This window comes from Candidatus Allofournierella merdipullorum, assembly GCF_048426865.1.
In the GTDB taxonomy this organism is placed as follows: Bacteria; Bacillota; Clostridia; order Oscillospirales; family Ruminococcaceae; genus Allofournierella_A; species Allofournierella_A merdipullorum.
On the sequence record NZ_DBFNWJ010000049.1, the window covers coordinates 24,188 to 36,123 of the forward strand.

Here is an 11,936-nt window from a genome sequence, read left to right on the forward strand (position 1 = left end):
GAGGGCAGCGCCTTCCCCTTTTTCTTTTGACAACCGGCAGAAAGGCGGCAAGAACAAAATGGCGGTTCGCATCAAAAGCGTGAACAAGGGTTCGGCGGCGGAAAAGCTGGGCCTGCGTTCGGGCGATACGCTTCTCAGCGCCGACGGCAATGAAATCAACGATATGCTGGACTACCAGTTCTATACCTCCGGCCCTTCTCTGAACCTGGCGGTGCAGCGGGGCGGGAAGCTGGAGTATCTGCAGGCCGAAAAAGGGGAGTACGAGCCCTTCGGCTGTGAGTTTGAGACTTATCTGATCGACAAGAAGCACTCCTGCGCCAACCACTGCATGTTCTGCTTCATCGACCAGATGCCCAAAGGCCTGCGGGAGACTCTTTATTTTAAGGACGACGACGAGCGCCTGTCCTTTCTGTTCGGCAACTACATCACCCTGACGAACCTCTCCGAGCGGGAGGCCGAGCGCATCATCAAGATGCACATCTCGCCCATCAACATCTCGGTGCACACCACCGACCCGGACCTGCGGGTGCGGATGATGGCCAACAAGAGCGCGGGCAAGGTGCTGGCGTACCTCGACCGCTTTGCCGAGGCGGGCATCCAGATGAATTTCCAGCTGGTGCTCTGCCGGGGCGTGAACGACGGCGCGGCGCTGGAAAAAACGCTGGAAGATCTGTGCGCTTTGTATCCGGCGGCGGCCAGCATCGCCGCCGTGCCCAGCGGCCTGACCCGTTACCGCAAGGGCCTGTATCCGCTGACGGCCTACGACGCACAATCCAGCCGCGAGGTGCTGGAAATTCTCGAGCGCTGGGGCAACCGCTGCAAAGAGCAGTATGGCTGCCGTCTGGTGTATCCCGGCGATGAGTGGTACCTCTGCGCCGGGCGGCCCATCCCGCCCCACGCCTTTTACGAGGACTATCCCCAGCTGGAAAACGGCGTGGGCATGTGGCGGCTGTTCCAGGAGGAGTTCTTCGAGGAACTGCACGCCCACCGTCCCCGCTGGCCGGTGCTGCCCCGCAAGATGGACCTGGTCACCGGCACGCTGGCCGCGCCCCTCATCGGGCAGGCGGCCGAGGCGCTGAGCCGCCGCTACCCGCAGGTGCGGCTGGCGATGCACCCGGTGCGCAACGATTTCTTTGGCGGCAATGTGAGCGTGACGGGCCTTGTCACCGCCACCGACATCGTGGCCCAGTGCAAGGGCAAACTGAAAAGTGGCCACCTCGGCATCCCCGAGGTGATGCTGCGGGACGAAAAGGACCGCTTTCTGGACGACTGGACCATCCCCCGGCTGGAAAAAGCCCTGGGAGTCAAGGTGCATCTGCTGCCCTGCGGCGGCGGAGCGCTGGTCCGTGCGCTGCTGGGCTTCCGTCTGCCCTGACGCGCCCCATCCCCAACCGACGAACGGAGGCGAACAAACATGGGAAAACCCATCGTGGCAGTGGTCGGCCGCCCCAATGTGGGCAAATCGACCCTGTTCAATAAACTGATCGGCCAGCGTCTGGCCATCGTGGAGGACACCCCCGGCGTCACCCGGGACCGCATCTTCGGCGAGTGCGAGTGGCAGAACCGCGAGTTCCTTCTGGTGGATACCGGCGGCATCGACCCCAACGAGGCCGACGGCATCCTGGCCCACATCCGCCAGCAGGCCCAGGTGGCCATCGACGCGGCGGACTGCATCGTCATGGTCACCGACATCAACGCCGGCGTCACCGCCCAGGACCGGGACGTGGCCGCTCTGCTCATGCGCAGCGGCAAGCCGGTGGTGCTTGCGGTGAACAAGTGCGACAAGGTGGGCGAGCCGCCCATGGAGCTCTATGACTTCTATAGCCTGGGCCTGGGCGAGATTTTCCCGGTGTCCAGCGTGCACGGCCACGGCACCGGCGACCTGCTGGACGCGGTGTGCGCCCACCTGCCCGACGGCGACGAGAGCGCCGAGGAGGACGAGCGCATCACCGTGGCGGTGATCGGCCGGCCCAATGTGGGCAAATCCAGCCTGGTGAACTTTATCCTGGGCGAAGAGCGGATGATCGTGGCCAACGAGGCCGGCACCACCCGCGACGCCATCGACAGCCATGTGGATAACCAGTACGGCAGTTTTGTTTTCACCGACACCGCCGGCCTGCGCAAGCGGGGCAAGGTGGAAGAGGGCGTGGAGCGCTACAGCGTGCTCCGCAGCCTGGCGGCGGTGGAGCGCAGCCGGGTGTGCGTCATCATGATCGACGCCACCGAGGGCTTCACCGAGCAGGACAGCAAGGTGGCCGGCTACGCCCACGAGCAGGGCAAAGCCTGCATCATCGCGGTCAATAAATGGGACGCCATCGAGAAGGACGACAAGACCATGGACGTCATGCGCAAAAAGCTGATGAACGACTTCAGCTTCATGAGCTACGCGCCCATCATCTTCATCAGCGCCAAGACCGGCCAGCGGGTGGACCGGCTGTTCCAGCTCATCAAATATGTGGACGAGCAGAACGCCCTGCGGGTGACCACCGGCATGCTGAACGAGCTGCTGGCCCGGGCCACCGCCCGTGTGCAGCCCCCCAGCGACAAGGGCCGCCGGCTGAAGATCTACTACATGACCCAGATCTCCACCCGCCCGCCCACGTTCGTCTGCTTTGTGAACCGCAAGGACCTGTTCCACTTCTCCTACCAACGCTACATCGAGAACCAGATCCGGGAGACCTTCGGGCTGGAGGGCACCCCTGTGCGGCTGATCGTCCGCGAGCGCGGCGACGGCAACACGAAGTGAGCATCGGCCATTGACGCAAAGGAGCGTGCAGACCATGACTTTGATCCAGGCAGTGCTCTTTATGGGCGCCATTCCGCTGCTGGTGGGCTATCTCTTCGGCAGCATCAACTTCGGCGTGGTGGTGAGCCGCCTGCTCTACCACGAGGATATCCGCACCAAAGGCAGCGGCAACGCCGGCACCACCAATATCCTGCGCACCTACGGCAAAAAGGCCGCGGCCCTCACCCTTGCGGGCGATATGCTCAAGGGCGTGGCTGCGGTGGTGCTCTGCCGCTGGGCCGGGGCTCTGCTCACCGGCGGCGTGGAGGTCAACGGCGTCTACGCCGGGTATCTGGCTGCCATCGGCGCGGTGTGCGGCCACCTGTGGCCGGTGTGGTTCGGCTTCAAGGGCGGCAAGGGCGTGGCCGTGGCCGCCGGCGCCATTCTGGCCAGTGAGCCGGTGGTGCTTCTGGCGCTGGCCGTGGTGTTCTTTTCCATCGCTTTTGCCAGCCGCATCGTCAGCCTTGCCTCGGTCACCGTGGCGGTGCTCTATCCCATCTTCACCGGGCTGTACAGCTGGTATGCCGGGCGTGACATCCTGTTCACCACCCTCTGTGCCCTCATCATGGGCGTGCTGGTGATCTGGATGCACCGGGCCAACATCCAGCGCCTTATGAACGGCACTGAATACCGTTTCGGAGAGAAAAAGAAATGAAAAAGGTCCGGCGTAAGCCGGACCTTTTTGCAAAGGGGAGAAAACCATGGAGATACTGGTCACCCTTCCGCTGGATGAAGCGGGCAAAGCGCGCTTTGAAGCCGCCGCGCCGGGGCATCAGCTGCACTTTGTTGAAAAGGAGAACATAACGCCCGCCCTGCTGGAGAACGCGCAGGCCATCCTGGGCAATCTAGCCGACCCCGCCCAGCTGCGTCATTGCAAAAAACTGGGCTGGCTCCAGCTGGACAGCGCCGGCACCGACGGCTACTGCGCGCCCGGGCTCCTGCCCGAGAAAGCGGCGCTCACCAACGCCACCGGGGCCTTCGGCGCCTGCATCGCCGAGTGGCTGCTGGCAGCGCTGCTGGCGCTCTGGCGGCGGCTGCCGGAATACGCCGAGAACCAGCGGGCCTGCCGCTGGCAGCGGCTGGGGCCGGTGCGCACCCTGGCGGGCAGTACCGTTCTGGTGCTGGGCTTTGGTGATCTGGGCCGCAGCTTTGCCCAGCGTGCCCACCTGCTGGGGGCACAGGTGCTGGCGGTGCGCCGCCGCGCCGGAGAAAAGCCCGACTGGCTGGAAGGCCTGGGCGGGGCGGAAAAGCTGGAGGAATGGCTGCCGCTGGCGGACGCAGTGGTGCTGTGTCTGCCGGCAAACAGCTCCACTCGCCATATGCTGGATGCGGAGCGTATCGCCCTGCTCAAAAAGGAAGCGGTGGTGCTGAACGCGGGCCGGGGCAGCGCGGTGGACACCGACGCGCTTTGCCGCGCGCTGTACGACGGACGCATCGGCGGGGCGGCGCTGGACGTCACCGACCCGGAGCCTCTGCCGCCGGAACATCCTCTCTGGAACGCCCCCAATACAATCATCACGCCCCATGTTTCCGGCCTGCTGAGCCAGCCGGAAAACTTTGAAAAGGCGGCGGACATCTGCGAGGAAAACCTGCGCCGTTTCCTCGCGGGGCAGCCGCTGATGAATCTGGTGGACAAAACCACCGGCTATGTCGATTGAAAAAACGCCGGGGCCGCATCGAAAAAGATGCGGCCCCGGCGGCTTTTTTGTTTGTCACGCGGTCTGCTGCTGACACAGCATGCGCCGCCAGTTGCGGAACCCGTACAGGTCGTTGGCGAAGAAGGCCACAAAACACATCAGCACCGAAACGGCGCCGGGGTCCTGGGCGGCAGCCAGCGACCACAGCACGATGAGCACCAGATCGTTGAGGGCGTAGCCCACGGCGAACCAGGGGCTGCGGCGCCAGGAAAGATATACGGCGATGGTGCTGGTGGAGATGGAAAGGATGCTGGGCGCGAGGTTCGCGGTGTGAAGGATCGCCAGCAGATAGCCGAACACCACGGTGATGACAACGGTCAAAAACACCAGCCAGAACAGGTCACGCCGACGCAGCCGCCCCACCTGCACGCACAGACGGTTGCCCTTGAACGGGTTGCGCAGCCAGATGATGAGCGTCACCACCGACATGGGCATCGTCATGCCCAGATAGGTGATCATCTCGCCGTAATAGGCGTATTTCCAGGAGATGAAGCCGTAGATCAGGCAAAAGACGATGCCGATGACCTGCCCCACGGGGTTTCCCTTGGCGTTGAACAAAAGGGAAGTCACGCCGATGAGAGAGGCGGTCAGCGCCAGCCAGTTTTCGCCGTCAAAGAGAAGAAAAGAGACGAGGATGAGCGCCACGGAACAGCTCCAAAGCAGCTTTTCGGCAGCGGAGAAATAGTTGAACAAGGCGGATGCTTTCAAATCGTTCCCTCCGAAAAACGGCATCCGCCTGCGCATCTGCAAAGACCTATCGATGCGCAAACGAATGCCGCAGCATTCTCTACCCGGTGGCAGAAAAAATAATTCAAGCTGGTGTTGATGATAGCATATCCCGCAAAGGAATGCAAGAGCCGTTTATTTGTCGTACCAGTATTTGCGGTCCAGGCTGCGGTATTGCAGCGCCTCGGCCAGGTGGGCTGAACCGATCTGTTCGCAGCCCGCCAGGTCCGCAATGGTGCGGCTGACCTTGAGGATGCGGTCGTAGGCCCGGGCGGAAAGCCCCAGCCGGTCAAAGGCCATCTGCAGCAGGGCCGCCGCCGCGTCGTCCGGCTGACAGTATTTGCGCAGCAGCTGGCCCGAAAGCTCGGCATTGCAGCGGATGCCCGTGCCCGCGTAGCGGGCGGTCTGCACCGCCCGTGCGGCGACGACCCGCTTTCGAATGTCGGCGCTGCACTCGGATTTTTCGCTGCCCGCCAGTTCGCTGTATTGCACCGGGCCCACCTCCACATGCAGGTCGATGCGGTCCAGAAGCGGCCCGCTCACCCGGCGGCGGTAGTTTTCGATCACGTTGGGCGTGCAGGTGCAGGCCCGGGTGGGATGCCCGAAATAGCCGCACCGGCAGGGGTTCATGGCCGCCAGCAGAATGAACCGGCTGGGGTAGGTCACCGTGGCCGCGGCGCGGCTCACCGTCACCTTGCCGTCCTCCACCGGCTGACGCAGAACTTCCAGCGCGTCCCGGTGGAACTCCGGCAGTTCGTCCAGAAACAGAACGCCGTTGTGGGCCAGGCTCACCTCACCCGGCCGGGCGTTGGCCCCGCCGCCCGCCAGCGCCGCGGCGCTGACGCTGTGGTGGGGGCTGCGGAAAGGCCGCTGGCCCACAAGCCCGCTGCCCGCGGGCAGAAGGCCCGCCACCGAGCAGATGGTGGTGCACTCCACCGCCTCCTCCTGGGTCAGCGGCGGCAGGATGCCGGGCATGCGCTTGGCCAGCATGCTCTTGCCGGTGCCCGGCGGGCCGATCATCAAAAGATTGTGCCCGCCTGCGGCGGCGATCTCCAGCCCCCGGCGGGCGGCAAGCTGACCTTTCACATCCGCAAAGTCTGGCACGTCCGCACCCTCAAAAGGCACAAAAGGCCGACGCGGCGCGGGGGAGAGCTGCGCTTCGCCCCGCAGATGGGCCACCACCTGGGCGGCATCCGCTGCGCCCAACACGGTGAGCCCTTCCACCGCCGCAGCTTCGGCGGTGTTTTCGGCGGGCACGAACAGATGAGTTACGCCGGATTCGGCGGCGGCCAGCGCCATGGGCAGCATGCCGGTCACCGGGCGCAGCGCGCCGTTCAGCGAAAGTTCACCCACAAAGGCGAAGCGTTCGTCCAGCGCGGGGAGCTGGCCGCTGGCGCATAATAGGGCCAGCAGCACCGGCAGGTCATACACCGGCCCCGTTTTGCGCAGCCGGGCCGGGGCCAGATTCACCGTGATGCGGCTGGCGGGCCAGGCATAGCCCAGGTTTTTTGCCGCGCTGCGCACCCGGTCGGCGGCTTCCTTCACCGCGCTGTCCGGCAGGCCCACGATGCTGAACTGGGGCAGCCCGCCGCTGATGTCCGCCTCGGCGGTCACCGCAAAGCCTGAAAGACCCTGCACACCAAAGCTGTTCACCCGTGCAAACATCACGCCGCCTCCTTGAATTTTTTTGTGATGGGTCAGGCAGGGAAGCGGAACACTGCGCCCACAACGCCTGCGAACACGATAAACGCCACCGGATGGATCTTGGGGAACTTGCGCTGGGCAATGAAGATGACCACGCCCAGGATCACCGCGGGCCACACCACGGCGCTGCCCCATGCGCCTGCCTCGATGGAGGGCAGGCTCACCAGTGTCACTTCGGCAACGCTCACGCCCGCGGCAGCCACCAGCGCCACCGAGGCGGGACGCAGGCCGTAAAGCCCCTTTTGAACGAGGGGATTGTCCTTGAACTTGCTCAGCATTCGGGCGATGATGAGGATGATGAGGATGGAGGGGCTGATGAGGCCCAGCGTGGCAACGATGCCGCCGGTCACGCCGGCGGTGATGTAGCCCGCGTAGGTGGCCATGTTGATGCCCAGCGCACCGGGGGTGCTCTCGCTCACGGCGATCATGTTGGCCACATCGGCGGCGGTGAACCAGCCGATGGTCTCGGCCATGTCATAAAGGAAGGGCAGAGTGGCAAGTCCGCCGCCGATGGCGAACAGACCTACCTTTGCAAACTCATAAAAAAGGCGCAGCAGCGTCAGAGCATATACCGTCATCATTCATCCTCCTTTTTTGCGCCCGGGGCCAGCACCAGCCCGGCCAGCGCCGCCGCCACCACGTAGATGGCGGGGGAGATGCTCACCGGCAGAAGGCCGCCGAACACCGAAAGCAGGAAGATGGCCAGAAAAATGGCCAGCGTGCGCTTATCCAGCACCGACTTTTTCCAAAGACGCAGCACCGCGTTCAAAATCAGCACGCATACGCACACCCGCACGCCGCCAAAGGCGCTCTGCACGATGGGGTAGGTGAGCAGATAGCCCAACCCCGCCGCCACCAGCGACAGCAGGATGATGGGGAAGAATGTGAAGCCTACAGTGGCCACGATGCCGCCCAGAATGCCTTTGCGCTTGTTGCCGATGAAGGTGGACACGTTCACCGCAATAATGCCCGGGGTGCACTGACCGATGGCGAAATAGTCCGCCAGCTCTTCTTCGGTGGCCCAGCCGCGTTTGTCCACGCATTCCCGCTGGAGAATGGGCAGCATGGCGTAGCCGCCCCCGAAGGTGACCCCGCCAATCTTGGCGAAGGTCCAGAACAGTTCAAAATATTCTTTCAAGCAAGTTCCGCCTCCTGTTTTTTGAAAAAATTCTCGTCTAAGTATAGCACAACGGCCGTCAAAATGCCACCGCGCGCCCCCGACGGGATGCGCCTGTTTTTTGTTGACAATCCCCGCCGCCACCGCTACAATAAATACAACTGGATACTTTCCACAAAAAGTGTCGATACCATGAAAAAGCAGGTGGAAATTATGTATAAAGATGAATTTGAGCGCTGGCTCGCCTACCCGCTGGACGACCCCGACCTGAAGCCGGAGCTGGAGAGCGTCGCCGGCGATGACGAGGCTGTGAAGGACCGTTTCGCCGTCACCCTGAAGTTCGGCACCGCCGGCCTGCGGGGCGTTATCGGCGCGGGCACCAACCGCATGAACGTGTATGTGGTGCGTCAGGCCACCCAGGGCCTGGCCAACTGGGTCAAGACCCAGGGCGGTACCCAGACCGTGGCCATCAGCTACGACAGCCGCATCAAGAGCGACGTGTTTGCCAAAGCTGCCGCCGAGGTGCTGGCGGCCAACGGCGTGAAGGTGCGCATCTACAAGGCGCTGATGCCTGTTCCTGCGCTCAGCTTTGCCACCCGCTACTATAACTGCAACGCCGGCATCATGGTCACCGCCAGCCACAACCCTGCCAAGTACAACGGCTACAAGGCCTACGGCCCGGACGGCTGTCAGATGACCGACGAGGCCGCCGACATCGTCTACGCCGAGATCCAGAAGACCGACGTGCTCACCGGCGCAAAGACCATGCCTTTTGACGAGGCGCTGGCCGCCGGGCTCATTGAGTATGTGGGCGAGGACTGCTACGAAGCCCTCTATGCCGCCATCGAGAGCCGTCAGGTGCGCCCCGGTCTGTGCGCCGAGGCGGGCCTCAAGCTGGTCTACAGCCCGCTGAACGGCAGCGGCCTTGTGCCGGTCACCCGCGTGCTGGCGGACATCGGCATCACCGATATCACCGTCGTGCCCGAGCAGAAGGACCCGGACGGCAACTTCCCCACCTGCCCCTATCCCAACCCCGAGATCTTCGAGGCGCTGCGGCTGGGCCTTGAACTGGCCGAGAAGTCCGGCGCCGACCTGATGCTGGCCACTGACCCCGACGCTGACCGCGTGGGCATCGCCGTGCGCTGCAAGGACGGCAGCTACGAGCTGCTCACCGGCAACGAGGTGGGCGTGCTGCTGCTGGACTACATCTGCGCCGGCCGCATCGAGAAGGGCACCATGCCCGAAAAGCCGGTCATGGTCAAGAGCATCGTGTCCACCCCGCTGGCGGACGTGGTGGCCGCCCACTACGGCGTGGAGTGCCGCAATGTTCTCACCGGCTTCAAGTGGATCGGCGACCAGATCGCCCGGCTGGAGGCCGCGGGCGAAGTGGAGCGGTTCATCTTTGGCTTTGAGGAGAGCTACGGCTATCTGGCCGGCAGCTATGTGCGGGACAAGGACGCCGTCATCGGCAGCATGCTCATCTGCGAGATGGCCGCCTACTACCGCAGCATCGGCTCTTCCATCAAGGAGGAACTGGAGCGCATCTACGCCCAGTACGGCCGCTATCTGAACAAGGTGGATTCCTACGAGTTCCCCGGCTTGTCCGGCATGGACAAGATGGCGGGTATCATGCAGCAGCTGCGCACCGCGCCCCCGGCGGAGTTCGCAGGCTACAAGGTGCTCACCGTGGCCGACTATCAGGCCCGCACCGTGACCGAGCTGGCCACCGGCAAGACCACCCCCATCGACCTGCCCGCCGCCAACGTGCTGATCTACGCCCTGGAAGGCGGCGCCACCGTGGTGGTGCGTCCCAGCGGCACCGAGCCCAAGATCAAGACCTACTTTACCACCTTGGGCAAGGATCTGGCCGAGGCCGAGGCCCAGAAGGAGGCCCTGGCCGCCGCCCTCAAGCCCCTGCTGGCCTAAAAGCATAAAACAAAGCCGCCCTGCTGCTTGCGGGGCGGTTTTTCTTTGCCCTGCGCAATAACAAACGGCCCATGGGCGTTTTCCTTATAGAAAACAAAAAAGGAGGGTCTAGCCATGAAACGTCTGATCGCCGCGCTGCTTGTGTTGTGTCTTGCGGGCTGTTCCGCCCCGGCTTCCGTGTCTGTGCCTTCCGGCCCTGCGCCCGGAGAGGCTGCTGTGACCTGCCGCATCGCCGACGGAGCGGAGAACGGCAGTCTGCTGCTGGCCGGGCAGGGGGAGGGCACCGGCCTCTACCGGCTGAGCGCCGCCGACCTGCCCGTTACTCTGGACGGTGAGGAGGCGAGCGCCGCCGACCTTCGGAACGGCATGCTGGTCACTGTCTATTTCAGCGGTGAAGTGCTGGAGTCCTATCCCGCCAGCTTCCATCAGCCCGCCCGCCTGGAGGCGGTGAGCGAAGGGGCCGACGACCGGGTGGGTCTTGCGCTTCAGGCGCTGGAGGATCTGTGGAGCGAAAGCACGGCTCTCAACGAGAACCTCGAGCACCTGTCGGTGTACATCGACGAGACGATGGTACCGAACGCCGCCGAGCGGGCCGCGGCGGGCTGGCGCTTCGCCGAGCTGCACCAGCTGCCCCCGCCCATGACCTACAGATGGAAAGAGCTGTGCGACGAGGGCTATGTGAACGAAGAGGAGCTTTCCTGGGAAAAGGGCTGCTATTTTGAGCTGAAAGCCGCGGAGGATACGGGAACGGGCAAGACCCTCCGCTTCAACGCGCAAAAGTGGCGGGGCGGCCTTGCGGCCATTCTGTACGACGGCTGCACCGCGAAGCAGAAGGCGGACGGCAGCTGGAGCTATGAGCGGGGCGTTTTTGCCATCGCATGATACGCTGGGAAAACTGCTTGACACGCTCGCATCCGTGTGATATAATTCTCTGGCAATCGTTCCGATGGCTGCTCCATACGCACAGGATGGCGTATGCTGGTAGCCTCCCATTGAAGGTTGTGATGGGCGCATGTAAAGAGCATGGCCCCTTGAGTCATGAACCAGAAAGAGGTGAACCGTAATGAAACAGGGCATCCATCCCAAGTATGTGGACTGCACCATCACCTGCGCCTGCGGTGAGGTCATCCATACCCGCTCCACCAAGCCGGAGATCCACGTGGAAGTCTGCTCCAAGTGCCATCCCTTCTACACCGGCAAGCAGAAGCTGGTAGACACCGGCGGACGTGTGGACCGCTTCAACAAGCGTTTCGGCCTGAAGAAGTAAGAAATCCATCGAAAAGGCGGTTTGGTCACAAACCGCCTTTTTTGTCGTGTTTTGACGGGGGAAAAGCCTATGGAGGACTACCGCACCATCGACGGGCGCGCCACCGCGGAGGTGGAGGAAAAACACAGCCGGTTCATCGCGCTGGCCGCCTTTGCCGACAGCGAGGAAAAGGCCCTTGCCGTGCTGGAAGAAGTGCGCGCCGCCAACCGCACCGCCCGCCACAACGTCTATGCCTATGTGCTGCGGGAGGGCGCGCGGGTGCGCTATTCCGATGACGGCGAGCCCGCCAAGACCGCCGGGCTGCCGGTGCTGGACGCCATCCGCCACGCGGGCCTCACCGACTGCATTGTGGTGGTCACCCGCTACTTCGGCGGCATCCTGCTGGGAACCGGCGGGCTGGTGCGCGCTTATACCGAAAGCGCCTCCGCGGCCCTGGCCGCCGCGAAGGTGGTCACGGTGCGGGCCTGCGTGCGCCTTTCCGTGGAGGTGGACTACGCCCTCTACGAGCGGGCGGCCCAGCTGCTGCAGGCGGCGGGCGCAAAGCTGGACGAACCGGTGTTCACCGACCGGGTGGCCCTCTCGGCCCTGATGCCCGCGGGGGCGGAAGCGCCGCTGCTGCCCGCCTTTGCCGAGCTCAGCCGGGGCGCGGCGCAGCCGCAGGTCACGCCGCCCTTTTACGCGCCCTTCTGACCCGAAGAAAAAATTTTTGTTTTT

Annotated in this window: 12 protein-coding genes; 8 read left to right on the forward strand and 4 right to left on the reverse strand. The window is 63.8% G+C overall.

The features are described from left to right. Positions 1-58 precede the first annotated feature (58 nt). The 4 genes from ACMNAY_RS09100 to ACMNAY_RS09115 are packed head-to-tail and all read left to right on the forward strand — an operon-like array spanning position 59 to position 4,443. Positions 59-1,375, forward strand: a complete 1,317-nt coding sequence (locus ACMNAY_RS09100; protein WP_418719171.1) for a DUF512 domain-containing protein — start codon at positions 59-61, stop codon at positions 1,373-1,375. A 39-nt stretch (positions 1,376-1,414) separates the two neighbouring features. Beyond that, entirely contained in the window at positions 1,415-2,746 is a 1,332-nt protein-coding gene (gene der, locus ACMNAY_RS09105) for a ribosome biogenesis GTPase Der (protein WP_394968457.1), read from the forward strand. Positions 2,747-2,780: 34 nt separating this feature from the next. Beyond that, positions 2,781-3,440: a glycerol-3-phosphate 1-O-acyltransferase PlsY gene (plsY, locus tag ACMNAY_RS09110; protein WP_394976199.1), complete on the forward strand. Its 660-nt coding sequence runs from the start codon at positions 2,781-2,783 to the stop codon at positions 3,438-3,440. A gap of 46 nt (positions 3,441-3,486) precedes the next feature. Then, positions 3,487-4,443, forward strand: a complete 957-nt coding sequence (locus ACMNAY_RS09115; protein ID WP_418719172.1) for a D-2-hydroxyacid dehydrogenase — start codon at positions 3,487-3,489, stop codon at positions 4,441-4,443. A gap of 54 nt (positions 4,444-4,497) precedes the next feature. Here the strand turns inward: ACMNAY_RS09115 and pnuC are convergent, their stop codons facing one another. The 4 genes from pnuC to ACMNAY_RS09135 form a co-directional block, all read right to left on the reverse strand. Further along, on the reverse strand, positions 4,498-5,190 hold the full coding sequence (gene pnuC, locus ACMNAY_RS09120; RefSeq protein WP_394968454.1) for a nicotinamide riboside transporter PnuC: 693 nt from the start codon (positions 5,188-5,190) through the stop codon (positions 4,498-4,500). Between the two features lie 153 nt (positions 5,191-5,343). Continuing rightward, positions 5,344-6,873, reverse strand: a complete 1,530-nt coding sequence (locus tag ACMNAY_RS09125) for a YifB family Mg chelatase-like AAA ATPase (protein WP_418719173.1) — start codon at positions 6,871-6,873, stop codon at positions 5,344-5,346. Between the two features lie 32 nt (positions 6,874-6,905). After that, positions 6,906-7,493: a chromate transporter gene (locus tag ACMNAY_RS09130; RefSeq protein ID WP_394976195.1), complete on the reverse strand. Its 588-nt coding sequence runs from the start codon at positions 7,491-7,493 to the stop codon at positions 6,906-6,908. Then, positions 7,490-8,050, reverse strand: coding sequence for a chromate transporter (locus ACMNAY_RS09135; protein ID WP_394976194.1), 561 nt, complete (start codon positions 8,048-8,050; stop codon positions 7,490-7,492). Before ACMNAY_RS09135 ends, ACMNAY_RS09130 begins: the two co-directional genes overlap by 4 nt. Positions 8,051-8,242: 192 nt before the next feature. Here ACMNAY_RS09135 and ACMNAY_RS09140 point away from each other — a divergent pair, with 192 nt between their 5' ends. The 4 genes from ACMNAY_RS09140 to ACMNAY_RS09155 all read left to right on the forward strand — a co-directional run bounded on the left by ACMNAY_RS09140 (position 8,243) and on the right by ACMNAY_RS09155 (position 11,912). Then, positions 8,243-9,955, forward strand: coding sequence for a phospho-sugar mutase (locus ACMNAY_RS09140; protein ID WP_394968450.1), 1,713 nt, complete (start codon positions 8,243-8,245; stop codon positions 9,953-9,955). 114 nt (positions 9,956-10,069) lie between these two features. Continuing rightward, positions 10,070-10,837: a hypothetical protein gene (locus tag ACMNAY_RS09145; RefSeq protein WP_418719174.1), complete on the forward strand. Its 768-nt coding sequence runs from the start codon at positions 10,070-10,072 to the stop codon at positions 10,835-10,837. Between the two features lie 181 nt (positions 10,838-11,018). Beyond that, entirely contained in the window at positions 11,019-11,222 is a 204-nt protein-coding gene (gene rpmE / locus ACMNAY_RS09150) for a 50S ribosomal protein L31 (protein WP_394968448.1), read from the forward strand. Positions 11,223-11,291: 69 nt separating this feature from the next. Continuing rightward, positions 11,292-11,912, forward strand: a complete 621-nt coding sequence (locus ACMNAY_RS09155; RefSeq protein ID WP_418719175.1) for an IMPACT family protein — start codon at positions 11,292-11,294, stop codon at positions 11,910-11,912. Positions 11,913-11,936: the final 24 nt, after the last annotated feature.

Coding starts and splice junctions, on each gene's coding strand:
- ACMNAY_RS09100 (WP_418719171.1), top strand. CDS start 59: ATGGCGGTTCGCATCAAAAGCGTGAACAAGGGTTCGGCGGCGGAAAAG.
- der (WP_394968457.1), top strand. CDS start 1,415: ATGGGAAAACCCATCGTGGCAGTGGTCGGCCGCCCCAATGTGGGCAAA.
- plsY (WP_394976199.1), top strand. CDS start 2,781: ATGACTTTGATCCAGGCAGTGCTCTTTATGGGCGCCATTCCGCTGCTG.
- ACMNAY_RS09115 (WP_418719172.1), top strand. CDS start 3,487: ATGGAGATACTGGTCACCCTTCCGCTGGATGAAGCGGGCAAAGCGCGC.
- ACMNAY_RS09125 (WP_418719173.1), bottom strand. CDS start 6,873: ATGTTTGCACGGGTGAACAGCTTTGGTGTGCAGGGTCTTTCAGGCTTT.
- ACMNAY_RS09130 (WP_394976195.1), bottom strand. CDS start 7,493: ATGATGACGGTATATGCTCTGACGCTGCTGCGCCTTTTTTATGAGTTT.
- ACMNAY_RS09140 (WP_394968450.1), top strand. CDS start 8,243: ATGTATAAAGATGAATTTGAGCGCTGGCTCGCCTACCCGCTGGACGAC.
- ACMNAY_RS09145 (WP_418719174.1), top strand. CDS start 10,070: ATGAAACGTCTGATCGCCGCGCTGCTTGTGTTGTGTCTTGCGGGCTGT.
- rpmE (WP_394968448.1), top strand. CDS start 11,019: ATGAAACAGGGCATCCATCCCAAGTATGTGGACTGCACCATCACCTGC.
- ACMNAY_RS09155 (WP_418719175.1), top strand. CDS start 11,292: ATGGAGGACTACCGCACCATCGACGGGCGCGCCACCGCGGAGGTGGAG.